At 50.2% G+C, this 26,538-nt stretch carries 32 protein-coding genes; 18 read left to right on the top strand and 14 right to left on the bottom strand.

Going from position 1 to position 26,538, the window contains the following annotated elements; genetic code table 11:
• Position 1 precedes the first annotated feature (1 nt).
• Together G9C99_RS07065 and G9C99_RS07060 are read left to right on the top strand one after the other, a co-directional pair.
• The gene (locus tag G9C99_RS07065; protein ID WP_166416744.1) at positions 2 to 412 is read left to right on the top strand and encodes a F0F1 ATP synthase subunit epsilon; all 411 of its coding nucleotides are present in this window, start codon (positions 2 to 4) and stop codon (positions 410 to 412) included.
• Between the two features lie 114 nt (positions 413 to 526).
• Entirely contained in the window at positions 527 to 877 is a 351-nt protein-coding gene (locus G9C99_RS07060) for an H-type lectin domain-containing protein (RefSeq protein ID WP_166416743.1), read from the top strand.
• A gap of 54 nt (positions 878 to 931) precedes the next feature.
• Here the strand turns inward: G9C99_RS07060 and G9C99_RS07055 are convergent, their stop codons facing one another.
• On the bottom strand, positions 932 to 1,942 hold the full coding sequence (locus G9C99_RS07055; RefSeq protein WP_166416742.1) for a ribose-phosphate pyrophosphokinase: 1,011 nt from the start codon (positions 1,940 to 1,942) through the stop codon (positions 932 to 934).
• A 110-nt stretch (positions 1,943 to 2,052) separates the two neighbouring features.
• Between G9C99_RS07055 and G9C99_RS07050 the strand changes: the two genes are divergently transcribed.
• Positions 2,053 to 2,652, top strand: coding sequence for a 2-hydroxychromene-2-carboxylate isomerase (locus G9C99_RS07050; RefSeq protein ID WP_166416741.1), 600 nt, complete (start codon positions 2,053 to 2,055; stop codon positions 2,650 to 2,652).
• A 43-nt stretch (positions 2,653 to 2,695) separates the two neighbouring features.
• On the opposite strand, the gene G9C99_RS07045 is transcribed toward G9C99_RS07050, so the two are convergent.
• The 6 genes from G9C99_RS07045 to G9C99_RS07020 form a co-directional block, all read right to left on the bottom strand.
• On the bottom strand, positions 2,696 to 3,748 hold the full coding sequence (locus tag G9C99_RS07045; RefSeq protein ID WP_166416740.1) for a threonine aldolase family protein: 1,053 nt from the start codon (positions 3,746 to 3,748) through the stop codon (positions 2,696 to 2,698).
• Positions 3,748 to 4,215, bottom strand: coding sequence for a YcgN family cysteine cluster protein (locus G9C99_RS07040; RefSeq protein ID WP_166416739.1), 468 nt, complete (start codon positions 4,213 to 4,215; stop codon positions 3,748 to 3,750). Before G9C99_RS07040 ends, G9C99_RS07045 begins: the two co-directional genes overlap by 1 nt.
• Position 4,216: 1 nt before the next feature.
• The gene (locus tag G9C99_RS07035) at positions 4,217 to 5,155 is read right to left on the bottom strand and encodes a bifunctional riboflavin kinase/FAD synthetase (RefSeq protein WP_166416738.1); all 939 of its coding nucleotides are present in this window, start codon (positions 5,153 to 5,155) and stop codon (positions 4,217 to 4,219) included.
• Between the two features lie 38 nt (positions 5,156 to 5,193).
• The gene (locus G9C99_RS07030) at positions 5,194 to 5,637 is read right to left on the bottom strand and encodes a MaoC family dehydratase (RefSeq protein WP_166417115.1); all 444 of its coding nucleotides are present in this window, start codon (positions 5,635 to 5,637) and stop codon (positions 5,194 to 5,196) included.
• Positions 5,638 to 5,749: 112 nt separating this feature from the next.
• Positions 5,750 to 6,625 (bottom strand): TIGR01459 family HAD-type hydrolase, encoded by an 876-nt coding sequence (locus G9C99_RS07025; RefSeq protein WP_166416737.1) that lies wholly within the window; start codon positions 6,623 to 6,625, stop codon positions 5,750 to 5,752.
• Between the two features lie 255 nt (positions 6,626 to 6,880).
• Entirely contained in the window at positions 6,881 to 7,801 is a 921-nt protein-coding gene (locus G9C99_RS07020) for a manganese-dependent inorganic pyrophosphatase (RefSeq protein ID WP_166416736.1), read from the bottom strand.
• Positions 7,802 to 8,044: 243 nt separating this feature from the next.
• Between G9C99_RS07020 and G9C99_RS07015 the strand changes: the two genes are divergently transcribed.
• The 3 genes from G9C99_RS07015 to G9C99_RS07005 all read left to right on the top strand — a co-directional run bounded on the left by G9C99_RS07015 (position 8,045) and on the right by G9C99_RS07005 (position 10,572).
• Positions 8,045 to 8,332, top strand: coding sequence for a co-chaperone GroES (locus G9C99_RS07015; protein WP_166416735.1), 288 nt, complete (start codon positions 8,045 to 8,047; stop codon positions 8,330 to 8,332).
• A 51-nt stretch (positions 8,333 to 8,383) separates the two neighbouring features.
• Entirely contained in the window at positions 8,384 to 10,033 is a 1,650-nt protein-coding gene (gene groL / locus G9C99_RS07010) for a chaperonin GroEL (RefSeq protein ID WP_166416734.1), read from the top strand.
• 245 nt (positions 10,034 to 10,278) lie between these two features.
• Positions 10,279 to 10,572, top strand: a complete 294-nt coding sequence (locus G9C99_RS07005; RefSeq protein WP_166416733.1) for a hypothetical protein — start codon at positions 10,279 to 10,281, stop codon at positions 10,570 to 10,572.
• An 84-nt stretch (positions 10,573 to 10,656) separates the two neighbouring features.
• Here G9C99_RS07005 and G9C99_RS07000 read toward each other — a convergent pair whose 3' ends face one another.
• Positions 10,657 to 11,457 carry a helix-turn-helix transcriptional regulator gene (locus tag G9C99_RS07000; RefSeq protein ID WP_166416732.1) on the bottom strand — a complete coding sequence of 267 codons (801 nt, stop codon included), beginning with the start codon at positions 11,455 to 11,457 and terminating at the stop codon, positions 10,657 to 10,659.
• Positions 11,458 to 11,567: 110 nt separating this feature from the next.
• Here G9C99_RS07000 and G9C99_RS06995 point away from each other — a divergent pair, with 110 nt between their 5' ends.
• Positions 11,568 to 12,518, top strand: coding sequence for an ornithine cyclodeaminase family protein (locus tag G9C99_RS06995; RefSeq protein ID WP_166416731.1), 951 nt, complete (start codon positions 11,568 to 11,570; stop codon positions 12,516 to 12,518).
• 12 nt (positions 12,519 to 12,530) lie between these two features.
• Entirely contained in the window at positions 12,531 to 13,646 is a 1,116-nt protein-coding gene (locus tag G9C99_RS06990; RefSeq protein WP_166416730.1) for an aminotransferase, read from the top strand.
• A gap of 34 nt (positions 13,647 to 13,680) precedes the next feature.
• Here G9C99_RS06990 and G9C99_RS06985 read toward each other — a convergent pair whose 3' ends face one another.
• Positions 13,681 to 14,202: an AprI/Inh family metalloprotease inhibitor gene (locus G9C99_RS06985; protein ID WP_166416729.1), complete on the bottom strand. Its 522-nt coding sequence runs from the start codon at positions 14,200 to 14,202 to the stop codon at positions 13,681 to 13,683.
• A gap of 188 nt (positions 14,203 to 14,390) precedes the next feature.
• Here G9C99_RS06985 and G9C99_RS06980 point away from each other — a divergent pair, with 188 nt between their 5' ends.
• Positions 14,391 to 15,218, top strand: coding sequence for a DMT family transporter (locus G9C99_RS06980; protein WP_166416728.1), 828 nt, complete (start codon positions 14,391 to 14,393; stop codon positions 15,216 to 15,218).
• On the opposite strand, the gene G9C99_RS06975 is transcribed toward G9C99_RS06980, so the two are convergent.
• A complete protein-coding gene (locus tag G9C99_RS06975; RefSeq protein WP_166416727.1) occupies positions 15,215 to 15,673 on the bottom strand; it encodes an NUDIX domain-containing protein in 459 nt (152 codons plus the stop codon). The two genes, G9C99_RS06980 and G9C99_RS06975, sit on opposite strands and share 4 nt — an antisense overlap.
• A 79-nt stretch (positions 15,674 to 15,752) precedes the next feature.
• Here G9C99_RS06975 and G9C99_RS06970 point away from each other — a divergent pair, with 79 nt between their 5' ends.
• Positions 15,753 to 16,502, top strand: a complete 750-nt coding sequence (locus G9C99_RS06970; RefSeq protein ID WP_166417114.1) for an esterase/lipase family protein — start codon at positions 15,753 to 15,755, stop codon at positions 16,500 to 16,502.
• Here the strand turns inward: G9C99_RS06970 and G9C99_RS06965 are convergent.
• The 4 genes from G9C99_RS06965 to G9C99_RS06950 form a co-directional block, all read right to left on the bottom strand.
• The gene (locus tag G9C99_RS06965) at positions 16,499 to 17,566 is read right to left on the bottom strand and encodes a 5-(carboxyamino)imidazole ribonucleotide synthase (RefSeq protein ID WP_166416726.1); all 1,068 of its coding nucleotides are present in this window, start codon (positions 17,564 to 17,566) and stop codon (positions 16,499 to 16,501) included. The genes G9C99_RS06970 and G9C99_RS06965 overlap by 4 nt on opposite strands.
• Entirely contained in the window at positions 17,559 to 18,044 is a 486-nt protein-coding gene (purE, locus tag G9C99_RS06960) for a 5-(carboxyamino)imidazole ribonucleotide mutase (protein WP_166416725.1), read from the bottom strand. The genes G9C99_RS06965 and purE overlap by 8 nt, the downstream gene beginning before the upstream one ends.
• Positions 18,045 to 18,092: 48 nt before the next feature.
• On the bottom strand, positions 18,093 to 18,311 hold the full coding sequence (locus G9C99_RS06955) for a YdcH family protein (RefSeq protein ID WP_166416724.1): 219 nt from the start codon (positions 18,309 to 18,311) through the stop codon (positions 18,093 to 18,095).
• A gap of 142 nt (positions 18,312 to 18,453) precedes the next feature.
• Entirely contained in the window at positions 18,454 to 19,353 is a 900-nt protein-coding gene (locus G9C99_RS06950; protein ID WP_166416723.1) for a LysR substrate-binding domain-containing protein, read from the bottom strand.
• A 390-nt stretch (positions 19,354 to 19,743) separates the two neighbouring features.
• On the opposite strand from G9C99_RS06950, the gene G9C99_RS06945 reads away from it, so the two are divergent.
• The 8 genes from G9C99_RS06945 to G9C99_RS06910 all read left to right on the top strand — a co-directional run bounded on the left by G9C99_RS06945 (position 19,744) and on the right by G9C99_RS06910 (position 26,313).
• Complete coding sequence (locus tag G9C99_RS06945; protein ID WP_166416722.1) at positions 19,744 to 20,223, top strand: gamma-glutamylcyclotransferase; 480 nt, start codon at positions 19,744 to 19,746, stop codon at positions 20,221 to 20,223.
• A gap of 29 nt (positions 20,224 to 20,252) precedes the next feature.
• A complete protein-coding gene (locus G9C99_RS06940) occupies positions 20,253 to 21,452 on the top strand; it encodes a pyridoxal phosphate-dependent aminotransferase (protein WP_166416721.1) in 1,200 nt (399 codons plus the stop codon).
• Between the two features lie 33 nt (positions 21,453 to 21,485).
• Positions 21,486 to 22,088, top strand: a complete 603-nt coding sequence (locus tag G9C99_RS06935) for a LysE family translocator (RefSeq protein WP_205859832.1) — start codon at positions 21,486 to 21,488, stop codon at positions 22,086 to 22,088.
• 65 nt (positions 22,089 to 22,153) lie between these two features.
• On the top strand, positions 22,154 to 23,959 hold the full coding sequence (locus tag G9C99_RS06930; RefSeq protein ID WP_166416720.1) for an NAD(P)/FAD-dependent oxidoreductase: 1,806 nt from the start codon (positions 22,154 to 22,156) through the stop codon (positions 23,957 to 23,959).
• Between the two features lie 7 nt (positions 23,960 to 23,966).
• On the top strand, positions 23,967 to 24,536 hold the full coding sequence (locus tag G9C99_RS06925) for a GNAT family N-acetyltransferase (RefSeq protein ID WP_166416719.1): 570 nt from the start codon (positions 23,967 to 23,969) through the stop codon (positions 24,534 to 24,536).
• Positions 24,537 to 24,738: 202 nt separating this feature from the next.
• Positions 24,739 to 25,152: an Hsp20 family protein gene (locus G9C99_RS06920; protein WP_166416718.1), complete on the top strand. Its 414-nt coding sequence runs from the start codon at positions 24,739 to 24,741 to the stop codon at positions 25,150 to 25,152.
• Positions 25,153 to 25,167: 15 nt separating this feature from the next.
• Entirely contained in the window at positions 25,168 to 25,407 is a 240-nt protein-coding gene (locus tag G9C99_RS06915) for a DUF1150 family protein (protein WP_166416717.1), read from the top strand.
• 12 nt (positions 25,408 to 25,419) lie between these two features.
• The gene (locus G9C99_RS06910; RefSeq protein ID WP_166416716.1) at positions 25,420 to 26,313 is read left to right on the top strand and encodes a PhzF family phenazine biosynthesis protein; all 894 of its coding nucleotides are present in this window, start codon (positions 25,420 to 25,422) and stop codon (positions 26,311 to 26,313) included.
• The last annotated feature ends 225 nt before the right edge of the window (positions 26,314 to 26,538 follow it).

The following is a 26,538-nucleotide window of genomic DNA, read 5'->3' as shown; positions in this document are numbered from 1 at the left end:
CATGGCCGATACAATGCAATTTGATCTGGTATCTCCTGAGCGTAAGCTTGCTTCTGTTCAGGCCGTATCAGTCCAGATTCCGGGTGCCGATGGCGACCTGACGGCCATGCCGGACCACGCTCCGTTGATCACAACGTTGCGTCCCGGCCTGCTGACGGTCAACGGTCCAGAAGGTGAAATGAAGTACGTCGTCACTGGCGGATTTGCAGAGATCTCCAGCGCAGGTACATCTGTGCTGGCAGAGCGTGCAATGCCTGTGTCTGAGGTTACTCAAGACACCTTGGATGAATTCCTGAATGAAGCGGTTGATGCCCGTGATAACGCAACGCCAGAAGCGCTTGACGCTTTGGCGAAGCAGGCATCCGACATTGCTATTCTCGGAACGCAAATTGGACTGAGTTCACGAGGCTAATTTAGCTGAACGAACTGAAATTATGAACCCTGCCAGAAATGGCGGGGTTTTTTCATTTTCAGCGCTTACTTTTGCCCAATTTTACGGGTATCTCAGAATTCGGAAAGGGTTCTGATGAAGCGTATAAACAGTCACATACTTGGCATAGATCAAGGGGATAAGGTTCTTTTCTCAGATTATGAGGACGGAGGCCCTATGTGGACGGGTACAGATGCGCGAGAATCGCGCACGCCTATTGCGTTTTCCGAACCCTTTAAAACGCCACCAACGATTCATCTATCAATGTCGATGTTTGATGTTGACCGTGTCACCAATATGCGTGGTGATTTACATGCCGAAAACATCACAGTTGATGGATTCGATATCGTTTTTCGCACCTGGAGCGATAGCCGGGTTGCACGTATACGCGCGGCTTGGATGGCGATAGGTGAACTCCCAAGTGAAGATGACTGGGAACTCTACTAAATGAAAAACGCCCACCAAATTGGCGGGCGTTGAGATCTTTGTGCTATGCCTATTTTACGAATAAAAGCCTTCGTAAAGCGGGTTCAATGTTTCGTGGTCAAACAGGGACGACACTGACGTTCCGTTCCAAATATTCATGACACCTTGCGCAAACATAGGGGCCGTTGGAACGATACGAATGTTTGGCGCGTTTTTGACTGGGTCAGTTGGCTGGATGGAATCCGTGATAACGAGGCTTTTCATGACAGAGTTGGTTACACGTTCAACAGCAGGGCCAGACATAACGCCGTGTGTGATGTAAGCGTGGACTTCGGTTGCGCCATTTTCCATTAATACTTCGGCAGCTTTACACAATGTACCAGCGGTATCGCAGATGTCGTCAACGATGATACAGGCTTTGCCTTTGACGTCACCAATCACGGTCATTTCCGCAATTTCGCCAGCTTTTTCGCGACGCTTATCAACAATTGAGAGTGGGGCATTGATCCGCTTTGCAAGTTCACGCGCACGGCCAACACCGCCGACATCAGGGGATACGACCATGATATCGTCGCGTCCTTTGAAGTGGTGCATGATATCAAGCGCGAAAACGGGCGCCGCGTAAAGGTTATCAACCGGGATGTCAAAGAAACCTTGAATCTGCGTTGCGTGCAAATCCATTGTCAAAACACGTTCAATGCCGGCTTCGGCAATAAGGTTCGCGACCAGCTTGGCAGAAATCGGTGTGCGGGCTTTGGTGCGGCGATCTTGGCGTGCATATCCAAAGTAGGGGATCACAGCAGTGATACGTGAGGCAGAAGAGCGACGCATTGCATCGGCAATGATCAACAGTTCCATGAGGTTGTCGTTGGCAGGGTTGGATGTAGGTTGAACTATGAACATGTCTTCGCCGCGTACGTTTTCGTACACTTCAACAAAGATTTCTTGGTCATTGAAGCGTTCAACGCGCGCATCTACCAATCCGAGGTTCGTGCCACGATGCATTGACATGCGACGTGCGACGGCCTCGGCGAGTGGACGATTGGCGTTCCCTGCAATAAGCTTGGGTTCAGAGGTGGTTGGCATCGTAGATTTCCCCAGAGTGGTTCAGCGATATGACAGAATCGTGACGTGCCCACCGCTTAACATGCGACTACGATCTCGCAAACCTTTGACCACACCTGGAGGCCAGCAAAATGGCACATATCGACTATTATCTCACAACTCTTTCACCATTTGCATATCTCGCGGGAACACGGCTTGAGGAAATCGCGGCCAAGCATAATGCGACAATAACATATAAGCCTCTCGACATTATGACTCTGTTTGCGCGTACAGGTGGCACAGCACCAAAAGACCGCCATCCCAACCGCATGGAGTACCGCAATCAAGAGCTACGTCGTCAAACCGCCAAGGCTGGGCTTGCGTTGACGCCAAAGCCTGCGCATTGGCCAACCAACCCCGCGCCCAGCTCATATGCCCTGATAGCGGCTCAGGTGGCTGGGCGCGGCGACCTAGGGGGACTAGCGCATAGCATAATGCGGGCTTGTTGGGCTGAAGAAGAAGACATCGCTGAAGATGCAGTTGTCAAAGCATGTCTAAGCGCGCATGGTTTTGACCCTAAACTTGCTGATAGCGGATTATTGTCGGGCGCAGAGACATATGCGCAAAACTTAGAAGACGCGATTGCGGCAGGTGTGTTCGGCGCCCCATTCTATATTGTTGATGGGGAAGAGCGGTTTTGGGGGCAGGATCGATTGGACGATCTTGACGCATTTTTGTCTGGAGCGCTTTGATAAAGAAAACCCGGTGTTCGATTATCGAACACCGGGTTTGTATTTAATCTCCGCGCACAAGGCTAACAAACTGATCTATTTGATCCGGCGTCGTTGCCCAGTTTGTCACCAGACGCGCCCCTAGGTATTCTTCGGGATCATCACCATCGAGTGTGCCCGTGAACACGTAATAGACCGCACCTGCATCATGAAGCCGCTGGTGAACCTTGCGGGGCCAGCTGGCGAATGTGATGTTTGCTTCTGGTTCAAAGTCCAATTTGACGTGGGGGATTTGCCTCAGAGCGCGGCTAAGTTGCGCGTTTGCGTTATTGGCCTTTGCGGCCAATTCCGTCCACAATCCATCGGTCAAATAGCGATCCATTTGCGCAGAAAGATACCTATGCTTTGAAAACAGATGCGCCCCGCGTTTGCGGCGAAGTTCAAATTCCCACGCATGTTTTGGATCAAAGAATATGACAGCCTCGACGCCCATAAGGCCGTTTTTGGTGCCGCCAAAACTAACAGCGTCTACGCCTGCTTTCCATGTCATTTCAGCAGGAGTGCAATCTAGAGCCATCAAGGCATTTGTAAAACGCGCTCCGTCCAAATGAACGGGTAGGTTGTGGGATTTAGCAACCGCGCAAAGGTCTTGAATTTCTGCAACAGAATAGACTGTGCCGCGCTCGGTTGCTTGTGTGATTGAAATTGGCCCACGTTGGGGGCCATGTACCCCACGGGTTTCTTCGTATTCGATCGCCGCAGTTAAGGTTTTGGGCGTCATTTTTGCATCTTCGATGTCGACGAGTGTTAGCTTCGCACCACCAGAATAAAATTCAGGAGCGTTGCATTCGTCCTCATGGATATGGGCAACGCGGGAGCAAAACACAGTTTGCCATGGGTTACACAGGGTTGCCAAGGCTAAGGAGTTTGCAGCGGTTCCCGTAGCGACCAGATATACAGCGGCTTCTGGTGCCTCGAAAATGTAGCGAATTTTGTCACGTACTTTATCCATCAGAGGATCGACGCCGTAAGGCATCGCATAACCGTCATTCGCAAGCGTGATTGCCTCTAACACCTTGGGGTGTGTCGGGCCGGAGTTGTCAGACGCAAAAAACATTAGCAGGGTTCCTCGATAACGTAATCTTCCCAATCTTCTTCGGGGATTTCAAATTCTGGTACAGTCCAACCTTGAACTGATTGGCCAGCATCATGAACACTTTGGCGACTACCTGAATTCAAGGGATGCCATTCATGGAGCGATTTGCCCTCATGCAAGAGGCGATAAGCACAGGTGGAGGGCATAAAATACGCGACATCAGGCAGTGTTTTTGGGCTAAGAACAATGCACTCTGGCACGAAGTTTAGCCGAATGTCATACTGAGAACATTGACACGTGCTATCATCAAGCAATCGACAGGCGACTTTGGTGAACACGACTTCTCCGGTGCCGGCATCTTCAAGCTTGTTCAGGCAACATTTCCCACATCCGTCGCATAGTGCTTCCCATTCGGTGGGATTGAGCTTGTCTAATGGAACGCGTTCCCAGAACCGTTTGCGCAGGCCCTCTGTTGAGTGAGAGACCATGCTAAAGGGATTCCAAGATTTTGCGTGCTGTTTGACAATCAGCATTCATTTGTTCAATGAGCGCGTCGAGCCCATCAAACTTTTCTTCTGGGCGAAGATAATCCACCAAGGCGATTGATAGGTTCTCGCCGTAAAGATCACCCTTGAAATCAAAAATAAACGTTTCAAGGTTTGGTTGATTTTCACCAAACATGGGCCGTACGCCCATGCTCGCAGCGCCATCGTATTCGCCAGCGTGTGGGCCTGTTAAAACATCAACCTTAACCGCATACACGCCAAATTTGGGCAGATGAAGTCCGGCGATAGACATGTTGGCCGTCGGAAAACCCAGATCACGCCCACGTTGGTCACCGCGGATGACTTCGCCTTCAATGCGGTGCCAATGGCCTAGCATATGGGCGGCGTCGCGGGGGCGGCCATCGGACAGAGCTTTGCGAATATTCGTTGACGAAAACTCACCCTGTGCGTCTGCAACCAGCTGCGCGATTGTTACATCAAATCCAAGTGTTTGGCCAAAGGCCTTAAGATCTTCGGCAGAGCCAGAGCGCCCTTTGCCAAAGCAAAAATCAGCACCGACAACAACATGGCGCAATCCAAGTGCTTGGTGGATGACCTGATGCGCGAAGGCTTCTGCCGAGAGTTCTGACAGTGCGGCGCCAAAGTTCAACTCATACAGCTTTTCAACGCCAAGTTTTTCGAGTCTGTGCGCACGGGCATCCGCATTCATCAAGCGAAATGCCGGAGATTGTGGAGCGAAGTATTGACGAGGGTGAGGCTCAAACGTCATGACCCCGAGAGGACAATTTAATCGCTGAGCGTTTGCACGTGCGATATCTATCACTGATTGATGGCCTAGGTGTACGCCGTCAAAATTACCAATCGCGACGCTGGCGCCGCGATCCGTTTCATCCACAAATTGGGTATCTCGAATAATCCGCATAAAACTGACCTAGCCGGGCTTTTGCCCCAGTGCAAGGGTCAGTCGAATTTACGGCTAGGCGCAAGCACATTTGCTTCGCCTTTAAGGACCACCTTATCGTCAACTTTACAGTGACACATCATTTTAACACGGCGCTTTGCATGGTCGATTTCAGTGACTTCAACTTCGGCAAAAACCGTGTCGCCCGGGCGAACCGGGGCCATGAACTTAAGCGTTTGTCCCAGATACACAGTGCCATGACCAGGAAGCTGTTCGCCAATGACTGCTGAGATAAGGCCTGCTGTCAGCATCCCGTGCGCAATACGCCCTTCAAAAATAGTGTCTTGGGCATAAGCTTCGTCTAAGTGAACAGGATTGCGATCTGTCGAAACCTGAGCAAACATTTCTATGTCCTGATCCGTCACTTGCTTACGCAAATGACGTTTCATACCGATTTCAATATCCTCGATGCAGATCGTCCCACGGGGCATATTATCCAACATCTGATCCTCCTGCGTCTGCACTAAAGTTGCAGTGGTAATAAGTATTCCCATGCGGGATGCTTCGCGCAACATAATTACTTCGCAACTGCAGAAAGTCAAGCGAAAGAATATGTTAACGAAGGAAACCCGATGTATAGGTTGGGTGCATTTTTTCCTTTTCCAAATAAAGGCTTAGCTTCTCTTCATCTGGTTGGTAACGCGTATCCGTATCGCGGGCGGCCAATCCCCCTGACAAAAAGAGGGAATCAATGTCTTCACCAACAGCCCCTTTGATATCTGTTTGGATACCGTCCCCAATCGCCAGAATAGCAGAATCTGGTATATCTTTACCTAACGCCACGAGCCGACGGCGTGCGAGATCGTAGATGGGCGGATGAGGTTTGCCAAAATAGAGGCTCTCTCCACCCATTTCTGTATAAAGCGCAGCCAGAGCCCCAGCACACCATTCACGGGATTCCCCGCGATCCACCACAATATCGGGATTGGCACACAAAAGCTTCAACCCTTTGGTTTTTGCATACAAAAACTCAGGGCGGTTCACGTCGATATCCGCAAGTGGATCAAACGGACCGCAGCAGACAATCCCTTCGGCATCTTGCAAAGGAACCTGTTGAATATTCAAAGGATTTTCCAAAATATCAAGAGGTTGAAAAAACCCCATTCCGGTATCCGCGTCTCCGATGAAATAGATTTTCTCGCCAACGGCCCCACGGTACATTGCGGATCGCGCAGAATCGCCAGAGGTGGCAATCGCATCCCAACTGTCGTCTGCAACACCAATCTGGGAAAGCTGCGTCTGAACGCTGTTCCAGGGCCGAGGGGAGTTGGTAACAAGGATGACGGTTCCACCTTTGGCGCGATATTCTTGCAGGGCTTTTACTGCGGCGGGGTAGGGGGTCAAACCATTGTGCACACACCCCCAAAGGTCAACAAACAACGCGTCGTATCGGTCGGAAACTTCGGATAGTGTTTCGATGATTTGGGTCATATGTGCGGCCTCATGTGGCTGAAAAACAGGATATGGTTTCTATGCATAAACTGTATGGGAAACGTATGGTTTTTATGCATATCGCAGATGCAGCATAAATTCACGGGCAAAATGCATCATAACAGCGGCCAAACGCGACAACCCGAAGCCCCTTTAGGGGGCTGAGGCATAAAGCGGCGCTTTGCGCCTCCGCTAAGTTGATCTGGTGCGGATATGAAAAAGGCGCCCGTTGGGGCGCCTCATTTTGTATTAGTTTCAAACAACGAGGTTTGGAATGATTTGTTTTTTGCGGCTCATAACGCCGGGCAGAACCACAGTGTCGCCTTCCACGGTGGCGCTGAATGATTTCTCGGCCACAGCTTTGGTCAGGTCATTTGGGATCAACATTGTGGCTTCTTCGTTGAGGATGTCGACAACGAACAATAACACCTGATCAACACCGTCTTCGGTTGCGACGTCGGTCATGCTGTTCATCAGGGACGCTTTGCGGTCCAGAACGATTTTTGGCGCTGTGGTTTCCAAAACAGAAACCCGGAATTTTGTGTCGCCCACTGCGTATTCTTTTGAATCCATGCGCAGCAATTCTGCGTCGGAAAATTCTGAAACGTCTGATTTGGCTTCGAACATCTCAGAGGCATAGGTGCTGAGATCAAGGTTCAGTTCTGACGCCAGTTTTACCGCCAGCGCTTTGTCGTGATCCGTTGTGGTGGGGGACCGGAATTCAAGTGTGTCAGACAAAATGCAAGACAGCATCGCGCCTTTGATATTGTCGGGCATTTTTGCGGCATCGTCACCCATCAGGTCGTGCATGATGGTTGCTGCACAGGCGAGGGGGCGGATGGTGATATCAATCGGACCTTTGGTTTCCAGGCCGCCAACCAGCTTGTGGTGGTCGATGATCGCTAGAATATCAGCATTGTTGATGTTGGCAGGCAGTTCAGCCGGGTTGTTGGTGTCAACGATGACAACCTGTTCATCATCTGCAACATCTGCGATGATTTCTGGCTTATCAAAGCTCCACTTTTCCAAAACAAACGCAGCTTCGGTGTTGGGTTCACCCAATAACTTTGCTTGGGCAGGGGTGCCTTTGATTTCTGACAGGTACCATGCCCAAATGAGGGCAGAACCGGTTGTGTCGGTATCGGGGGCTTTGTGGCCAAAAACTTTGATGGTCATCGTACAGATCCATAATTTGATATTTTGTGCGCCTTATAGGCTGCCCGCGTTGGGTTGTCACCCACTCCTATAGGGGCGCGATGACGCGGTTGGGGGAGCCTGCGCATGGGTTAACTCAGTTTTGCAGGATTTTATTGAGGGTAACAGTTGACTCGGTCAAATTCGCTGCCTAAGTCTTTGCCGTTAGCACTCATCATGGGTGAGTGACAATAAATAGAAACCTGATTCAAGGAACGTTTAGAGATGGCATTGAAACCACTCCACGACCGTGTACTGGTCCGCCGCACCGAAAGCGACGAAAAAACCGCTGGTGGCTTGATCATCCCAGAAAGCGCAAAAGAAAAGCCTGCTGAGGGTGTTGTTGTTGCGACTGGTGAAGGCGCACGCAAAGATTCTGGCGAACTGATCGCTATGGCTGTTAGCAATGGCGACAACGTGTTGTTTGGCAAATGGTCCGGCACAGAAGTTACCGTTGATGGCGAAGAGCTGTTGATGATGAAGGAAAGCGACATCATGGGCGTGATCGTCTGATCCCCCTTACGTCCCCTTCTTAACTGAAACAAATTTTTAGGAGCATTCAAAATGGCAAAAGACGTCAAATTTGATACCGATGCCCGCAACCGTATGCTTGCCGGTGTAAATGTACTGGCTGACGCGGTTAAAGTAACTTTGGGCCCAAAAGGCCGCAACGTTGTCATCGACAAATCTTTCGGCGCACCGCGCATCACGAAAGACGGTGTATCTGTCGCTAAAGAGATCGAGCTTGAAGACAAGTTCGAAAACATGGGCGCACAGATGGTGAAAGAAGTTGCTTCTCGCACCAATGACGAAGCTGGCGACGGCACCACAACAGCAACTGTTCTTGCACAAGCCATCGTTCGCGAAGGTCTGAAGCAAGTTGCCGCTGGCCTAAACCCAATGGATCTGAAGCGCGGCATCGACCTTGCGACTTCTAACGTTGTAACTGCGTTGAAAGACGCTGCACGCGAAGTTAAAGATTCTGACGAAGTTGCTCAGGTTGGTACAATTTCTGCAAACGGCGAAGCGGCTATCGGCCAGCAAATCGCTGACGCAATGCAGAAAGTTGGCAACGAAGGTGTTATCACCGTCGAAGAAAACAAAGGTCTGGAAACAGAAACCACCGTTGTTGAAGGCATGCAGTTTGACCGCGGTTACCTGTCTCCTTACTTCGTGACCAACCCAGACAAGATGATTGCAGACCTCGAAGACTGCATGATCCTTCTGCACGAGAAAAAACTGTCTTCTTTGCAGTCTATGGTTCCACTGCTTGAGCAAGTTATTCAGTCGCAAAAGCCACTGTTGATCATTGCTGAAGACGTTGAAGGCGAAGCGCTTGCAACTTTGGTTGTGAACAAATTGCGCGGCGGTCTGAAAATCGCAGCTGTTAAAGCACCTGGTTTCGGCGATCGCCGCAAAGCCATGTTGCAAGACATTGCTGTTCTGACTGGTGGTCAAGTTATCTCAGAAGATCTGGGCATGAAGCTTGAGTCCGTCACAATGGACATGCTGGGTACTGCTAAGAAAGTCACAATCACCAAAGACGAAACCACTGTTGTGGACGGCGCTGGTGAAAAAGCAGAGATCGCAGCACGTGTTGCTCAGATCCGCACCCAAATCGAAGAAACTTCTTCTGATTACGATCGTGAAAAACTGCAAGAACGCGTTGCCAAATTGGCTGGCGGTGTTGCTGTTATCCGCGTTGGCGGCATGACCGAAGTAGAAGTTAAAGAGCGCAAAGACCGCGTTGATGATGCACTGAACGCGACCCGCGCTGCGGTTCAAGAAGGTGTTATCGTTGGTGGTGGTGTTGCTCTTGTTCAGGCTGGTAAAGGCTTGGCAACACTCGAAGGCGCAAACGCTGATCAAAACGCAGGTATCGCAATCGTACGTCGTGCGCTTGAGGCTCCTTTGCGCCAGATCGCTGAAAACGCTGGTGTTGACGGTGCAGTTGTTGCTGGCAAAGTCCGCGAAAGCGACGACGTAACCTTCGGCTTTAACGCTCAGACCGAAGAATATGGCGACATGTTCGGCTTTGGTGTGATCGACCCTGCCAAAGTAACACGTACAGCTCTCGAAGATGCTGCTTCTATCGCTGGTCTTTTGATCACAACAGAAGCCATGGTTGCTGACAAACCTGCGCCTGCTGGTGCAGCTGCTGGTGGCGGCATGCCTGACATGGGCGGCATGGGCGGAATGGGCGGCATGATGTAATCACGTTTCCCTCGGGAAATGTGAGGCATCAGGCGATTGGCCTTCGGGCCAATTTACCCAAGCCCTGCTTTTGCAATAAAAGAAAGGCCTCGCATTTGCGGGGCCTTTCTTATGTAAGGCGCTGTCTGCTATGAGCCCACACCTATCAAGATACTCCATTGATGCTTACGCGGTGAGATAGCATCTGTTGATTTCAATCGCATCGCGCACATCGCGGTCGGCACCGAGAAAAAAGAGCACTTACTGTGAAAAGTTTTGACGAACAGCCTCCTAGCAAGATTGAACATCTCATCGATACCGATCTCGATCCCAAGACAGGAGAATGCTCCTACTTTTACAACTACTTGCTGTACACTTTTGAGTATGCGGGCACACAGATAACTGCGCGAAGCTATCTGGAAGATGTCTCAGAAGTCAGTGTTTTACAGTGCCCAACCGGCATTGACATTGAGCGCGAACTGAACGGCATTTTAATTTATCTGCGGCTCAGGTATCCGTCTGTCAGGCGACTAGGTCCAAGCGGCTACGCCAAAATATAGAACGGCAGCAAAGTCCCGCTTAGCAGACATGGCGTTTTTTTGGTGTCTGGTTAAGTGAGGGGTGCAATTTGTGCGAAGTTCTCGCTACTCAACAGATGACTTCTGCCAAATCAAAAACGCGTTAAATAATTGTTGCTGTGTGCTAATCCCCAATTTTGCATAGGCGTTTTTGCGGTGGGTTTTGACTGTTGTGACTGCAATATTCAAAGTAAGGCTGATGGACAGGCTAGAATGCCCCTTGAGGATCAAATGCACAACTTCGGCCTCACGCGGGGTCAATAGATCACACCCAAAGTTTTCTAGGCTGCGATGGGGCTTTGATACCTCAAACTGGTTCTGACCCCAGAGGCGTTTGAATGCCGCGTCAAACAACGTGTGAAAGGGGCGCAATCGGTCGGCCAGCGCAGTGTCAAAGCCGCCGTCCATCGTTGGCCTGGCAAAGCTGACTTCGCCCATAGCCCCACCCGGAAGATCAACGGTCAGTGACAGTTCCTGCAGCCCGGTTGGCCAGCCGGGTGTGCGGTAGCCGATTTCTTCGTCCGTGTCGCGTAATGCTTCGGGGGCTGGGGTGTTCCAATTGTCAGGTGCAAGATCAGACATGCAGTGCACACCGGGCTTAAGCCCCGCAAGAAAGGCATTGTAGACCGGATTTAGCAAATAGGTGCTTGAAACGTATAGTTGCACGGCCTGTTTGGCGGCCCCTTCAGGGTATGTATCCCCAAGGTATAAAGGGGGCTGCCCCACGCGGTTCACTACGCAAAATGCAGCGGTAAATGGGATTACCTGTGCCGCGGCGCAAAAGAAGGCGTTTGCATCCTCTGTTCCGTCGATCACCGAAATCAGGTGTTGATTTAGAGTGGTGATATTTTCAGCAGCATAAGTCACATGGTTCTCCTGACATTTGAAAAGGCATTGGTCAAGGAACGGTCTCCTCCCTTAGGAGGATCGTTTGGTTGCATCAAAAGCGGTAAGGTTTTCAAAAAAGGAAAACTCAGATGAAACCAACTCCGCCGATTATCTTGGACGCGATTGCCGTAGAAAGCTTACTGCCCAATGTGGATGTACTGGGCGAGCTGCGGTCGATGTTTGCAGCGCTGGGTCATGGTCTGGCCGTGCAGCCACCGCAAAGCCTGACGTTGTTCCCAGAAGATAAGGGCGACTTTATTACCTATTTGGGGGCCGTGGCGGATAGCGGAGTTTTCGGAGCAAAGCTATCGCCGTATCTGGTTACGGAGGATGTGCCGATTATCACGGCTTGGACTGTTTTGATGTCTATGCAATCCGGTCAACCATTGATGATGTGTGACTCTGGGGTTTTGACGACTGAACGCACTGCCGCGACCACTGCGCTTGCGGTGGATCTGCTGACGGGCGAAGAGGCCAATCAAATAGCTATCATTGGATCCGGCGCAGTGGCCCAAGCACATTGGCGGCATGTACAGGCCTTGCGTCCTTGGCAGAAAGTGAAGCTTTATTCGCCAAGCCTTGGTGGCAATAGGGCCCTACGTGACACATGGAAATCACTCTGCACGGATATTGAATTCGCCGATACTGCTGAGAATGCCGCGAAAGGAGCCGATGTGGTGATGCTTTGTACGTCATCAGGTACGCCCGTTCTGGAGGAAAGCTGCATTGCACCACATGCTTTGGTCACGTCGATCAGTACAAATGTTGCTCAAGCTCATGAAATTGCCCCCAGCTTTTTAAACTCCGCTCAAGTGTACTGCGATTACCGGGCGACAACGCCAACAACAGCAGGAGAGATGGTTCTTGCGGCAAAAGAATGCGGCTGGTCGTCTGATCTACTATGCGGTGATCTGGGGGAGTTGCTGACCGATAGATGTTCATTGCCGAATACCAAACAGCCAGTTTTCTTTCGCTCTGTCGGATTGGGATTGGAAGACATCGCGATCGCACACGCAATATATCGCGCAAATGGCGCTTAGGAAGGAAAAACGATGCATATTGAACCTTTTGGCGTCGAGATTTGGATGAATGAATGGGAAACCAAATGCGAATGGAATTTGGCTGAGACTTGCGTCGAAAGTTTAACCATTTCTGAACTGCTCAAGCTGTGCGGTCGCAATGACGATAGCCTGTCCGACTTGTTGCCAATGAAAATGACTTACGGTGCGATTGAGGGCTCCGATCGGCTTCGGACGGCGATTGCGGGTTTGTACGAAGGGCAATCGGTGGACAATATCATTGTCACCCATGGTACGATCGGGGCGAATATGCTCATTCACAAAACGTTGGTCTCGGCGGGGGATCGTGTTGTCGCTGTGGTCCCAACGTATCAGCAGCATTACTCTATCCCCGCCAGTATTGGCGCGGACGTGCATCAATTGAAGTTGCGCGAAGAAGACGGGTTTCTGCCTGATTTGGATGCGCTGCGTGAACTGGCGATACCGGGTACTAAGCTGATAGCATTGAACAATCCAAACAACCCAACGGGCGCGCTGATGGATCGAGCGCTGTTGGAACAGATCGTTGAAATTGCTCGTGCTGTTGATGCCTGGATATTGTGTGATGAAGTATATCGGGGCACCGACCAGGATGGCGACGGAATGACAATTTCCATTGCTGATCTTTATGAAAAAGGAATAAGCACCGCGGGCATGTCAAAGGCTTATTCATTGGCGGGGTTGCGTTTAGGTTGGATTGCTGGCCCCAAGGATATAATAGAAGCTGTCACAATCCACCGGGATTATGATACGATTTCGGTTGGCATGATTGATGATCATTTTGCTGCGCTGGCGCTGGAAAACCGAGATCAAGTGCTGACACGTAGTCAGGCGATCACACGCGGAAATTTGGTCATTTTGGAAGCTTGGGTCGCGAAAGAACCAAAGATCAGTTGGGTTAAACCGCGGTCTGGGACAACGGCGTTATTGAAGTACGACCTGCCAATGTCATCGCGAGATTTTTGTGTGGCTTTGCTCAAGGAAACAGGTGTGATGTTTACGCCGGGGTCTGCGCTTGGGGTGGAGGGCTACGTGCGTATTGGGTATGCGAATGGGCCTGATGTCTTACGCGCAGGTCTTGCCAAGGTTTCAGCATTTTTGGCGCAGTAATGTAAATGGACAGCCATCCCTCATATATGAGGTGTTAGGGATGGCTCCGCGTTAGCCGAATGGGAAGGCCATCAGTAGATTGCCCAATCCATTCTTCTGGCGATACCTGCTGGAGGCTGGCGATGTTTTGGGCACCGTAGCCTACAAGTTCAAGGGTTGCGCTGGAGATCTGCCAAGACAAAAGTTGTAACGGATGGAATTGACAGGCCGTGTCATTGACAAAAAATGCCCGAGCATATTGCCGTTCTTCTAGTCGAATTGAGCAGGGCGACGCTTCTGGGTATTGCATAAACCATTCTCCCAAAATTTCATTTTTCGTAAATGGATGAATACGCTGTGCGAAGTGGTTAGGGGCAATCGGCGCACTAACTTCATTGCTATTGGCACTTTGGTGAATTTTAGTGTTACGCGGTGCAGGTGGTTCCGGTGAGGGAGGCGTGTAAGTCGCGAGATCAATGATAGTAGTGGTTTGAGGCGATTGTTGTATTTCAGCGCCCTCAGGCAGTGCAACCAAAGCTCCAGGCTGTGTTCCATTTGGCATTGTGGTGCAAGCCATGACTGTAAACGGGAATGAAAGTATCAAAGGTTTCAGTGAAAAAGTGCACTGCATAAATGATCTGCCTCGAACAGGGTTTAGTGTGTTTACCATAATTGATGATATAATCGCAAAATCGTGTTCCTTTTGGCTGGGCGCGAAGGTTTCTTTTACTTGCGTCTGATGTAGAGGTTTGGAAGAGAAGGGGAATGAAGCTTTTTCTTTTGACCGTACTCGCGATGGTTGCCTTCGCGGCCAATTCAGTTTTGAACCGTTTCGCCTTGGCCGAAGGGGCAATTGGTCCTTCTGGGTTTGCTGTTATTCGCCTTCTGTCCGGTGCATTGGCGTTATGGCTGATGGTATCCTTGCGCAATAGGGCCGTTGCGCTTCCTTCGCGTTCTGCAACCGGAGCGATTTCGCTGGCGCTATATGTGCTTGGATTTTCCTTTGCATATGTAAGCCTGCCAGCCGGACCGGGTGCATTGGTGTTGTTTGGTGGTGTGCAAATGACGATGTTTGCTGGCGCGCTGATTAAAGGGGAACATGTTCCGCCTGCGCGCTGGGCCGGTGCTTTGGTCGCATTTGCGGGATTGGCATATTTATTGTGGCCGTCAGAGGGGCAAAGCCTTTCCATGGTTGGTGCAATTTTGATGGGAGCAGCTGCGATTGGGTGGGGGATCTATTCGCTGTACGGGCGCGGGGTCAAAGATCCGTTGGCTGCGACCGCTGGCAATTTTGTATGGGCGTTGCCCTTTGGCGCGCTAATTTATGTGCTGTATCCAGACCAACTGCCTGTAACGATCTCTGGCGTGGTGTTTGCAGTCGTTTCAGGGGTGGTGACATCAGGGCTGGGATATGCGCTGTGGTACAGCGTTTTGCCACGGCTGGAGGCCTCTGTCGCGGCGGTTTCGCAATTAACCGTGCCGATCATTGCCACAGTGGGCGGTGCTGCGCTGTTGGGCGAAGCCGTCAGTCTGGAATTGGTTATCGCGAGCATTCTGGTCCTGGGTGGGGTAGCCTTATCGCTGAAGCGCTAACTGCGCTGGATTGGTTCGAGCGGATCGTAAAGCAGCGCATCGCTTTCCCCCCAAGCTGCCGTAGCAAGACTGTCGGGTTTGACACGAATATTTTCTATTTCTGAACGTGAAAAAAAACGACGTTTGCTGACGACACCTGCGGGGTCTTTCCAACTGTCGCAAAGATTACCGGATATGATCGTGCAATGAAAATAGATATCAACCTGATGAAAGCTTCCCATTGGGTCGTGAAACTCATTGATTAATGCAGGGGTACCGACAGTAACTGTTAGGCCGCATTCTTCGTGAACTTCGCGGATAAGGTTCTCGGGCAATGACGCCCCGCGCTCTACTCCGCCACCGGGCGCGCACCACAAGTCGGCAGATTTATCGCGCCATGCATTCACCAACAGCAAACGGTTGTCTTTTAGGATGAGGGCACGGGCCGCAAGGCGTGGGCAAGGTAGGGCTTTCATGGGCGGAAGTTTGCGCGCAAACGCTACGTCACGCAAGCAATTGGTCGAACACTTTGGGTTTTGTCCCTATGTAAACCTTATGAAACTGAAAATAGCCCTTTGTACATTGGTTGCGATCCCAACTTTTACCTCATCCGCGATGGCGGACTGTGTTGTATTGCTTCACGGTTTGGCCCGCGGCACGACCAGCCTTTTCCTAATCGAAGAGGTTTTGGAAAGTGCGGGATATACCACCATCAATGCCGATTATGCATCGACTAAAGCCCCCATAGCTGAGCTGGTTGAGCAAACGCTCCCGTCTGCTGTGGCAGAATGTGGTACGCAAAACGTCAATTTCGTTACCCATTCTATGGGGGGTATTTTAGTTCGGGCGTGGCTATCGGAAAATGAACCTGACAATATGGGGCGTGTGGTTATGTTGGCCCCGCCCAATCATGGGTCAGAATTGGTCGATTTTTTTGGCGATTTAGAACCGTTTCAATGGATCAACGGGCCCGCAGGGCTTGAGCTTGGCACCGGGCCAGATAGTTTGCCTAATCGTTTGGGTGGGGCCGGGTTTGAGCTTGGGGTGATTGCTGGAAACAGGTCATTGAACCCGATTTTTTCAGCAGTGATAGGCGGTCCTGATGATGGCAAGGTTGCTGTGGACGCAACCCGTATTGTCGGAATGCAGGATCATATCGTTTTACCTGTGACCCACACCTTCATGATGAACAATCCCTTGGTGATTGCTCAGACGCTCACGTTTTTGGAGGAAGGTTTTTTTGCACCCGAGATCAGTTACCCGGATGCATTGGTGATGATCGCCAATGTCGACGAAGAGCCTTAGCTTGTGATTTTGTTCACATGGCCCATTTTACGGCCAGGCTTTGCATCTGTTTTGCCATAAAGGTGAATCGCAGCTTTGCCATCTTTGGCGAGCTCAGGGATACGATCCACGTCGTCGCCAATAAGGTTTAGCATTTCGACATTGGAATGACGGCTGCCGTCGCCTAATGGCCAACCCGCAATTGCGCGAATATGTTGTTCAAACTGATCAATGACACAGCCATTTTGGGTCCAGTGACCAGAATTGTGAACGCGCGGCGCGATTTCATTCACGATTAGGCCTTCTAGCGTTACGAACAGTTCAACCCCCATCACACCAACATAGTTGAGTGCATTTAGGATTTTACCAGTCAACAATACCGCATCTGTCCGTTGCATAGCTGTTAGATTTGCCGGCACAGTTGTGGTGTCCAAAATCCCATCTTTGTGGACATTTTCACCGGGATCAAAACAGGACACTTCGCCGTTTAACCCACGGGCACCGATGACAGACACTTCGTGGCTGAAATCTACAAAACCTTCGAAAATTGACGGAGCGCCCGCCATAGACGTCAAGGCGTCGGCGGCATCGTCTGGGGATTTGATCCGTGCTTGGCCTTTGCCATCATAGCCAAAGCGACGCGTTTTTAGAATAGCCGGGGCGCCGATTTCTTCCAGTGCCTCAGCCATATCAACGTCATCGTCGATTGCTGCGTAAGGCGCAGTTTTGAGGCCCAGTTCATTCAAAAAGGCCTTTTCAACCAGACGGTCTTGGCTCACGGCCAAAGTGCGGCGGTTGGGGCGAATGGGGCGCAACGATTCCAGCACATCCAACGCAGACGTTGGAATGTTTTCAAATTCATAGGTGATGACATCGACGGTTTCGGCAAACGCGCGCAGGGCGGCTTCGTCCTCATAGGATGCAGTTGTGACCTGATCGGCGACGTGTCCGGCGGGCGGGTTTGCACCGGGTTCAAAAATATGGGTTTTGAACCCTAACCGGGACGCGGACACAGACAACATGCGGCCCAACTGGCCGCCGCCTAAAATACCAATAGTTGCGCCAGTTGAAAGAGTATCAGTCATGGGGTTCATCCGGGATAGAGGCCGACAAAGCGTCGCGCCAAGCATCAAGTCGTTGGGCAAGATCAACGTCTGCAATGGCTAAGATACCAGCGGCCATCAGGCCAGCGTTTGCAGCACCAGCAGATCCGATTGCCATCGTCGCGACGGGAAACCCTTTGGGCATCTGAACGATGGAATAGAGGCTGTCGACACCGGACAATGCGCGGGTTTGTACTGGAACGCCAACCACCGGAATACGGGTTTTTGAGGCCATCATACCGGGCAAATGCGCCGCCCCACCAGCGCCTGCAATAATCACATGCAGGCCACGTTCAGCGGCTGACTTACCATAGGACCACAGGCGGTCAGGGGTACGATGGGCTGAGACGATCTTGGTTTCATAGGTGATGCCCAATTCATCCAGTATATCGGCTGCTTCTTTCATGGTGGGCCAGTCTGACTGGCTGCCCATAATGATTCCAACTTTGATGTCTGCCATTGCGTCCTCCGCAGGAAAAGGAAGCGGCACTATACGGATTCGCCCCGCTTACGCAATGATATCAGGGGTGAGTTCGTTCTGGATTTTCTGAATTTGGTCTTTTAATGCCAGTTTTTGCTTTTTTAAACGCTTTAACGTCAGCGGATCTGCGGTACCCTTCTCCTGAAGGGCGGCAATTGCATCATCAAGATCGCGATGTTCCTGCATCAATACGCCGATTTTGACGCGCAAGACATCTTCGTGATTCATTTCTTTGGGGGGCTGCATATTTTGGCTTCACCGCTTCGTGCTGGCTGATGTTTCTTCAAGTTACCGCATTTTGCAACCAACGCAAAGTGATTTGCTGCTAGATGACGGCACTTAGAGTAGCATTTTGAGAACGTAAGCACATGAGAGGCGCAATAAACGATCATGACTGCAGTTCATTCTGCAGCCAATTGCGAAATAATGTAGTTCTTCGGTTTTGTGCTTCACTGGATTTGATGATGTACGTGCGTCCACTGTCCACAAAACCAAAGGGAGCGATTAACTTCCCTTCGCTTAATCTGTCTGAGATGAGATGGTGCGGTGTGACGCACCCCCCAAGACCGTTTGTAACAGCTTCGATGGCAAGAGAATAATGTGCAAATCGCGAGGTTCTAACATTTTCCATAACCGTGGGCGAGATATCCATAATGCGCAGCCAGTCCGTCCATGCATCGCTTCTGGTATTGGCCTCAATCCTAGGAATGCGCGCTAAAAATTCGTGCCCAACCTCTAAGCCGGAATCAATGAAGCTAGGAGCAACAACAAATCCTAACTTTTCTTTCATCAACACAGTTTCATTGGTTGTGAGCTCGGTTTCAGCGTTTGCGAGACGGATAGCGAGTTCGAATGAATCCCATTCTGGCGAGGAGTCGTCGGAGATAGTTGTGAGATGTACTTCGATATCGGGGTGTTTTTTTTGAAACTTGTTCAGTCTTGGAATCAACCACAGCATTGCAAAGGTGCTGTAACAACAGACATCCAACGTATCTTCTTTTTCCTTAAGAACTTGGCGCACAGCGTCGTCAATTTGGTCGAAGGCAGGTGTCAACTCTCTCAGCAAGCGTTTGCCAATTGGTGTTAGTTCGGGTGTCCTGTTGGCACCCGTGAACAATTCTACCCCAAGATATTCCTCTAGATTTCGGATTTGGCGACTTATCGCACCGTGGGTCACCAGCAATTCGTCTGCCGCTGTGTTCTGCCGACCCAGCCGCGCCGCAGATTCAAATGAACGCAAGGCATTTAAAGGGAAGTTTGCGCGCCGGGAATTGTGCGTTTTTCTCACGGATACTCCGAAAATAAATCGATATAAGATCTGTTAATTACCACCTAAACGGTATTCGGCAAGCGTTAACTATCATTTTTGGCTGGTTGGGAGGCCCTAATTAATGAGTGCAACTTTGTATTAGTGCGACTTCTGGACAGACGCGTATTATGTCAGTCACATCAAGTGTATTGTGTCAGCCAAACAAACGGGGCGTCATGCAGAACGTGTGATGTCCCGCAGATAGAACCGAACTTCGCATAACTTTAACGACCAGCAGGCGCAAAGGATTGCGTGCACGAGGTTCGCTTTCGAGAGCTGGTTTTGCGTTGCGTCTCGTGTTCACTTTGGAACCTTCTGCTGCTCAGATCAATCAACGTCGAAACATCGACGATTCAAGGAACCAATACCATGGTTTATTACTTCGCTTATGGATCAAACTTGAGCCTTTCACGGCTCGAAACTGAACGTTTAAAACCTGAGGGCGAGACGGTGCTGTCGCGTACCTTAGGGCGTTTAGATGGGTTTGAGTTGGTGTTTAACAAACCTTCTGCGTATTTCATTGGGGCCGGTGCGGGAAATATTCAAAAATGTGCAGGCTCCACAATTTACGGCACCCTCAATAAAATGTCTCCCGCAGGTCTCAAGATTATCGACAAATACGAAAACGTCGCAACGGGTCAATATGAACGATTGAACGTATCTGTATGGGATGTCTCAAGCGAAGCATACGTCGATGCGGTCACATATATTGCGTATAATAACCTTGGGGCTGAGTTGCAGCCGCGCAGCGGTTACATGGCGTATCTTTTGGAAGGACAGGATATCTTGCCAGCTGAATATGTCGCGCAATTGAAGCGTATACCGCTTTGTCCTGAATTGGCCGACTGACGCTCTTCTTATATCCAAAAGGTAAATTTATGCAGTTATCTAACGCAGTTGTGGCCCTGCGCCCATCCGAGACGATTGCCATCACTCAAAAGGCACGTGAGTTGCGGGCCAAAGGCATCGATGTGATTTCTCTGTCAACGGGTGAACCGGATTTCGATACACCCGATCACATTAAGGACGCCGGAATTTCTGCCATTAAGCGCGGGGAAACAAAATACACGACCGTCGCAGGCATCCCTGAGTTGCGTGAGGCAATTTGCCGGAAGTTTGAGCGCGAAAACGGTCTAACTTATGCGCCCAATCAGACCATCGTGGCAACTGGGGCAAAGCACGTTATCTATCACGCGTTGCGTGCAACGTTGAATCCCGAAGATGAAGTGATCATTCCGAGCCCATATTGGGTGTCTTACCCGGAAATGGTCGGTCTGTGTGGAGGTATCGCAGTGACGTTGCCAACTGTGATGGCACATGACTTTAAAGTGCAAGCCGATGACCTTAGGGTCGCAATCACGCCAAAAACGCGTTGGGTTTTCCTGAATTCGCCGTCAAATCCTTCAGGCGCTGCATATTCTCGTCAGGAAATGAAAGCTCTGACAGACGTGTTGCTTGATTTTCCCCACGTGATGATACTGACCGACGATATGTATGAGCATCTCGTCTATGACGATTTTGACTTTGTCACTCCGGCCCAAGTTGAACCAAAGCTTTATGATCGAACGCTCACGATGAACGGTGTTTCAAAGGCCTATGCAATGACTGGTTGGAGAATTGGCTACGCGGGTGGGCCTAAATCTCTGATCGATGCAATGATCCTTCTTCAGGGGCAACAAACGTCGGGTACTTGTTCTATCGCGCAATGGGCCGCCGTTGCAGCCTTGGACGGGCCTCAGGACCACCTTGAGACTTTCAGAGAAAGTTTTGATGAACGCCGGAAGCTTGTTGTCTCAAGGCTTAATCAGATGCCCCATTTGAATTGCCCACTGCCTGAGGGGGCATTCTATGTGTTTCCATCATGTCAGGATGCAATTGGACGAACGACAGCAGCCGGGCGTCTTATCACCGACGATGATACCTTTGTTCAGGCTTTGCTCGAGGAACAGCATGTCGCTGCCGTGCATGGAAGCGCCTTTGGGCAGTCAGGAAATTTCCGAATTTCTTATGCGACATCGACGCAAGCTCTTCAGGATGCTTGTGATCGAATTCAAACATTTTGCGCGGGTCTATCCTAAGCGCGTTTCTCTCTAATTTGGTAGGATATTACCGTGATACTATTTGGAATCTCACTTGTTGCACTTTCTGTTTACTATTGGACGATGTCGATAACACCGGGACCAAACAACGTTATGTTGACGGTGTCGGGCGCAAACTTTGGTTTCAACCGCACCATACCACACATTGCAGGCATTGGTTTTGGTTGTGCCGTCCAAACGTTTTTATTGTGCTTGGGATTGGGCGTGATTTTCACGCTCTATCCAATGATACAAGAAGTGTTGAAATGGGTCGGCGCCGCATATTTGATCTATCTTGCACTGAAGTTGATTGGGGCAAAATTTAAAGAAGCCTCTGCGCCTAAGCGCCCATTGACCATGTGGGAAGCGGCATTGTTTCAATTTATCAACCCCAAAGCTTGGGTGAAAGCCACGACAACGGCAACGATTTTCCTGCCCGCGGGTACATCCCCATTAGGTGCGGGCATTGCGATTTTCACTGTTTGTTTGGCTGTTAATATTGTGTCGTCCTCAACTTGGGCAACGTTTGGCGTTGGGATTGGAAAATTTCTGTCCAATGCGCGCGGTCTCATGATCTTTAACTATTCCATGGCTGCTCTGCTTGTTGGAACAGCGATCTACGTTGTGATCGCGTAAGGGTCACGCCCAAATTTTTCGCCCATGTTTATGTCTTAATTTACCGCCAACCAAAGGACACTTGTATGCGCATTGCAATTTTTGAAACGCTTAACGATCACACCGCAGCAATCGTTTTGGACGGAAACATTCTTTATCGGCCTGATATCGCACGAAAAGGTGCCCGTGAACTATCTCAGGCCGTGTTTGGTAACGCTATTGAAGCTATTATTGCAACCGAATGGTTTTTCAATGAGGCTTTCTTTAACGAGTGCAAGGCACGTGACTGGCCTTTGACGATTGTTCTGGTCAACAAGCGCCAACCCAGTAACGCCCACGTCGCAATGGCCATGAAGGCGGGGGTGAAGCTGATCGGAACCGCAGAAGAAGAAGGAGTTTCTTGTTTTGTGTCTGGCTTGCGCGTGCTGGAGCGTTCAGTCAAACAAGATTTAATTCCTCACGAAACGTACAGTCCGAGCAAAAGTAAATCTGTCACTTTGATCGGAAGCGGATTGGTCAATTTGATCACTGCGTATGCTCTCATGAACAAAGGGTTTTCAGTCAAACTCATTGATGCGAGCCCCGACCCTAGATCACAACCCAGCTGGGAAGAGTTAGGATGCAGCAGTGGCGGTGGTAACGCCCGTATGTTCACCTTATCCGAGATGGACAATTACAATTGTCGCACGGTTCATGCCGATATGAATTGCTTGTTTTCAAAGGATATTTCTGAACAGGGATGGAATATTTTTGGATCAAAGGAATTGAATGCACAGGAATTGAACTGGATAGATGAGTTTCAGTCAGTTCCGGTATGGTTGGCCGATCAATTCAATGAAGACATTTTTTCGCTGAATGCCGAGAGTTGGAAGTATTGGCAAACTTGGATTGATGCAGATCCTGATCTATTTGCAGGCAGTTTGTATAAAAATGAAATCCTGCGCGTTTATGCAGACCAAGGCAACTACGAGGCTGCGGTTGCGCGTCAAAACGGTATTGATGCGACGAAAAAAATTGCGACCAATGCAGAAATAGCTAAGGAACAACCTGCATTGAAGGATGCCATTGATGCCGGCCAAATCGCCGGTGGGGTATATGTGCATGGTTTCACAGTGGGCATTCACGCATTTATTGACGGGTTGATTGGGCGGCTTGAAACAAAGGGTGCTGTGTTCCAATGGGATACGCCGATTAAGGGAATGCGCCACAACGGGATAGGTCAGGTCACCCACTTGGTGTCCGATGTTGCGGATTACACAGTTGATAACCTCGTGGTTTCGCCGGGATGCTACGCAGGGGAGTTACTGAGCACGACAGCGTGCAAAGGCAAAATCGGGGGTGTATTAGGGGCGTGGCTTACTTTGCCTTGCCCTGAAGGTGAACTGAACAACTCACTCAAGTTGGCGAGAAAAGGCCATATTGTTGAAGACGCCAACATTACGATTTCCAAAGATGAAACAGGAAACTCGGCAATCATTATTGGGTCAGGTTATGGTTTTACGGGATTTGATCCATCCAATATTGACGCTGAGTTGCTTGGTAAAATGTATGATGGTGTTATCGATACGGCGGAAAAATACTTTCCGAGCTTATATCAGAAAATGGTCGAGAACGGTACGTTGCGCGATAGCCTTAAGTATTGTGTACGGCCCTGGACAGCGACAAGCCTAGGTTTGTTTGAAACGCTAGAGAACAATAACGGTAACAAGTGTATTGTGACTGGCGGTCATAATACCGGTGGGTTTGCGCAAGCACCTTCAATCGCAATTGCCGTTTGTTCGGCTTTGGAAGGTTCGCCGCATCAAATGCATTACGATTATCATCCTGAGCGGTTCACGCAGTTCCAGATGGAAACCTCTTACCGTAATTTCGATGTTCGAACGGTCGCCTGAGCCGCATATGCGAAGTGATATTGATGGAACCGAGGTAAGCTTGGTTCCACTGTCCCCTGATTTGCACGCAGAAACGCTTTTTGATCTATTTCTTGAAGAGAAAACTTGGATCCATTTGCGCGATGGGCCGTTCAAATCGGTTGAAGATTATCAGGTGCATCTTGAACAGTATTTGTTGGTTACGGCTTTTGCGGGCTTTGTGATTCAAGAAAACAGGACTGGTGACGTGCTTGGAAAAATGAGTCTTCTACATGCAGACCCGGTGCGCAACAGAGTGGAAATTGGATATGTTGTCTTCGGGGCGCAAGCAAAAGGAACGTATCTGGGTAAGCAGGCGCTCGCGGTATTAATCGATACAGTTTTTGCGACATACGGATTTGAGGTTTGCGAGTGGCGGTGTAACGCGCGAAACATTCCATCAGCAAAGTTGGCGTCGAAGTTTTGCTTTGAACAGACAGCTGAGATTCAGAACCATATGGTTGTTAAAGGAGCCATGCGAGATACAAAGATTTTTGAACTTAATCGTGAAAAATGGAATGCGCAGCGGGGGGCCATTTTACGCAGTATCCAAAAATAGGATTTCACTTTGCCATAGTGGCGAAATGCCATGTGCGCGAATTTCTGACACTTGGAGGCTTTGAAATGGTCTTGAATATGTGTGGCATTTGACAATTGTGCTTGATCGACCTTGCGGTGCCGGAGTTTGCGGACCATATTTCATCTTATATGGGCTGCCTATGTTGGGGCTCTTTCACTGTCGCTGCAAACAGGACGTGTTTATGACGAAATTAACTTTAGGATCACACCCATTTCTTTTGGGTTTCGATCAGCTTGAACGCCTCGTGGAGCGGACTGCGAAATCCGGCAACGAAGGTTACCCACCTTTCAACATCGAACAAACAAGCGAGCATAGCTTTCGCATTACTTTGGCGGTCGCAGGGTTCGCGGAAAGTGATCTGTCGATTACCGTTGAAGATCGCCAGCTGGTGGTGCGTGGGCGTCAAACCGATGATAGCGATGGGCGGGTGTTTTTGCACCGTGGAATTGCGGCAAGACAGTTTCAGAGATCGTTTGTTTTAGCTGACGGGGTTGAAGTTGGCGGCGCAACCATGGAAAACGGTCTTCTGCATGTGGACTTAAAACGGGCCAAGCCCGAAACGATCGTGCAAACCATTGAAATTACTAAGGCCTGAAGGGCAGGGGCGTTCATGGAACTTAACTATGATTCTTTCGACGAAGGTGAACATGAACCGGAAAACCGGACAGTTTACGTGCGCCCCGTCGAATTGAATGACCTGCCAGACGAAATGCAAGAAGAGGTCGGTTCAGAAACCGATCTTTATGCGTTGTTCAGCGAAGAAGGTGAACAATTGGCGGTGGTGAGTGACCGGCGCATGGCGTTTATACTCGCGCGGCAAAATGATTTGGCACCCGTTTCGGTGCATTAGAAAGGGTTGAATATGGGATATGCCTTCGATTGGGTTGATGCGTTTACGGATCAGGCATTTGGGGGCAACGGTTGCGTTGTCGTCCATGGCGCCACTGATATTTCATTTGAAGATCGACTCGCGCTGGTGCGCGAAACCTCTTTGGCAGAGTGCGCCTACATGATTGGCTCGGATGTGGCCGATTTTGGGGTGCGGTATTATTTAGCTGACAAAGAAATTCCCATGGCAGGGCACCCGACCATCGCGACTGTTGCGTCGCTTATTGATCGCCGTCTGGTCGATATGTCCTCAGGGCAGGCGTCTTTTACGCTAGAGGTCGGAGCTGGCGTGATGGACATCAATGTGGCGGTGACTGATACCGGCCCGATGATCACCATGACGCAGGCCGCGCCCGTTTTCGGACCACGCTTTGATCGCGGTGAAATCGCATCTATCTATGGTCTAAATGCGGATGACATTATTGCCGACCCGCAGGCCGTTTCAACGGGCACACCATTTTGCATTACCGTTTTACGTGACAAGGACGCGCTGCGCCGCGCTGTTATGGATTACGAAAAACTGGATATATTTCGCGCCACTTCAGGTGTGACTCGGGCAGAGTTGATGGAACCCTTTTTGGTGACATTGGGCGGAGAAACGCCTGCCGGTGATACGTTTTCACGTCTTTTGCTTGCCCCGCCAAGCTTGCCTGAAGATCCCTTTACTGGGTCTGCTACGGGCTGCATGGGGGCCTATTTGTGGCACCATGGTCTGATTGAAGAGCCAGCGTTTACTGCTGAGCAGGGCCATTGGATGGGGCGTCCGGGGCAGGCCCGAGTCGAAGTGTTAGGACCACGCGACGCTATAACTGGGGTCAACGTGGGTGGCCAAGGACGCGTTGTTATGCGCGGGACGCTCGAAATTTAGGTGTGAGAGAAGAGTATGGTGGTGGGAGAGACAAATGGGAAAAATTCGGCTGAATTCTCCTGCTTGTGGCTATTGATGTCGAGTGGCTTTCCAACGGCGAAGTGAAGGATAAACTCGATGTTTTTCACGATCCATTTGCCATTGCGATGCGAACGGCCGTTATCCGGCACCTGTTTCCACAGCTGGGGCTGTAGAGGGATCAAGGAAAATAAAAAAGCCCCGCGT

Origin of the sequence: Cochlodiniinecator piscidefendens (genome assembly GCF_011326755.1) — a bacterium.
Classification (GTDB): domain Bacteria; phylum Pseudomonadota; class Alphaproteobacteria; order Rhodobacterales; family Rhodobacteraceae; genus Cochlodiniinecator; species Cochlodiniinecator piscidefendens.
Note: the sequence above shows the minus strand (reverse complement) of the source record. Positions and strands in the feature narration are given on the sequence as shown.

What these genes read in the sequence shown, in the direction of transcription:
- G9C99_RS06970 (WP_166417114.1), top strand. Translation starts at nt 15,753, where the DNA reads ATGAAACTGAAAATAGCCCTTTGTACATTGGTTGCGATCCCAACTTTT.
- G9C99_RS06910 (WP_166416716.1), top strand. Translation starts at nt 25,420, where the DNA reads ATGGGATATGCCTTCGATTGGGTTGATGCGTTTACGGATCAGGCATTT.
- G9C99_RS06985 (WP_166416729.1), bottom strand. Translation starts at nt 14,202, where the DNA reads ATGGCTTGCACCACAATGCCAAATGGAACACAGCCTGGAGCTTTGGTT.
- G9C99_RS07035 (WP_166416738.1), bottom strand. Translation starts at nt 5,155, where the DNA reads ATGCGGATTATTCGAGATACCCAATTTGTGGATGAAACGGATCGCGGC.
- G9C99_RS06980 (WP_166416728.1), top strand. Translation starts at nt 14,391, where the DNA reads ATGAAGCTTTTTCTTTTGACCGTACTCGCGATGGTTGCCTTCGCGGCC.
- G9C99_RS06920 (WP_166416718.1), top strand. Translation starts at nt 24,739, where the DNA reads ATGACGAAATTAACTTTAGGATCACACCCATTTCTTTTGGGTTTCGAT.
- G9C99_RS06975 (WP_166416727.1), bottom strand. Translation starts at nt 15,673, where the DNA reads ATGAAAGCCCTACCTTGCCCACGCCTTGCGGCCCGTGCCCTCATCCTA.
- G9C99_RS06915 (WP_166416717.1), top strand. Translation starts at nt 25,168, where the DNA reads ATGGAACTTAACTATGATTCTTTCGACGAAGGTGAACATGAACCGGAA.
- G9C99_RS07050 (WP_166416741.1), top strand. Translation starts at nt 2,053, where the DNA reads ATGGCACATATCGACTATTATCTCACAACTCTTTCACCATTTGCATAT.
- G9C99_RS06965 (WP_166416726.1), bottom strand. Translation starts at nt 17,566, where the DNA reads ATGACTGATACTCTTTCAACTGGCGCAACTATTGGTATTTTAGGCGGC.
- G9C99_RS07065 (WP_166416744.1), top strand. Translation starts at nt 2, where the DNA reads ATGGCCGATACAATGCAATTTGATCTGGTATCTCCTGAGCGTAAGCTT.
- G9C99_RS07015 (WP_166416735.1), top strand. Translation starts at nt 8,045, where the DNA reads ATGGCATTGAAACCACTCCACGACCGTGTACTGGTCCGCCGCACCGAA.
- G9C99_RS07025 (WP_166416737.1), bottom strand. Translation starts at nt 6,625, where the DNA reads ATGACCCAAATCATCGAAACACTATCCGAAGTTTCCGACCGATACGAC.
- G9C99_RS06995 (WP_166416731.1), top strand. Translation starts at nt 11,568, where the DNA reads ATGAAACCAACTCCGCCGATTATCTTGGACGCGATTGCCGTAGAAAGC.
- G9C99_RS06955 (WP_166416724.1), bottom strand. Translation starts at nt 18,311, where the DNA reads ATGCAGCCCCCCAAAGAAATGAATCACGAAGATGTCTTGCGCGTCAAA.
- G9C99_RS07040 (WP_166416739.1), bottom strand. Translation starts at nt 4,215, where the DNA reads ATGGTCTCTCACTCAACAGAGGGCCTGCGCAAACGGTTCTGGGAACGC.
- G9C99_RS06990 (WP_166416730.1), top strand. Translation starts at nt 12,531, where the DNA reads ATGCATATTGAACCTTTTGGCGTCGAGATTTGGATGAATGAATGGGAA.
- G9C99_RS06925 (WP_166416719.1), top strand. Translation starts at nt 23,967, where the DNA reads ATGCGAAGTGATATTGATGGAACCGAGGTAAGCTTGGTTCCACTGTCC.
- groL (WP_166416734.1), top strand. Translation starts at nt 8,384, where the DNA reads ATGGCAAAAGACGTCAAATTTGATACCGATGCCCGCAACCGTATGCTT.
- G9C99_RS07055 (WP_166416742.1), bottom strand. Translation starts at nt 1,942, where the DNA reads ATGCCAACCACCTCTGAACCCAAGCTTATTGCAGGGAACGCCAATCGT.
- G9C99_RS07030 (WP_166417115.1), bottom strand. Translation starts at nt 5,637, where the DNA reads ATGTTGGATAATATGCCCCGTGGGACGATCTGCATCGAGGATATTGAA.
- G9C99_RS07020 (WP_166416736.1), bottom strand. Translation starts at nt 7,801, where the DNA reads ATGACCATCAAAGTTTTTGGCCACAAAGCCCCCGATACCGACACAACC.
- G9C99_RS06930 (WP_166416720.1), top strand. Translation starts at nt 22,154, where the DNA reads ATGCGCATTGCAATTTTTGAAACGCTTAACGATCACACCGCAGCAATC.
- G9C99_RS07045 (WP_166416740.1), bottom strand. Translation starts at nt 3,748, where the DNA reads ATGTTTTTTGCGTCTGACAACTCCGGCCCGACACACCCCAAGGTGTTA.
- G9C99_RS06945 (WP_166416722.1), top strand. Translation starts at nt 19,744, where the DNA reads ATGGTTTATTACTTCGCTTATGGATCAAACTTGAGCCTTTCACGGCTC.
- purE (WP_166416725.1), bottom strand. Translation starts at nt 18,044, where the DNA reads ATGGCAGACATCAAAGTTGGAATCATTATGGGCAGCCAGTCAGACTGG.
- G9C99_RS07060 (WP_166416743.1), top strand. Translation starts at nt 527, where the DNA reads ATGAAGCGTATAAACAGTCACATACTTGGCATAGATCAAGGGGATAAG.
- G9C99_RS06940 (WP_166416721.1), top strand. Translation starts at nt 20,253, where the DNA reads ATGCAGTTATCTAACGCAGTTGTGGCCCTGCGCCCATCCGAGACGATT.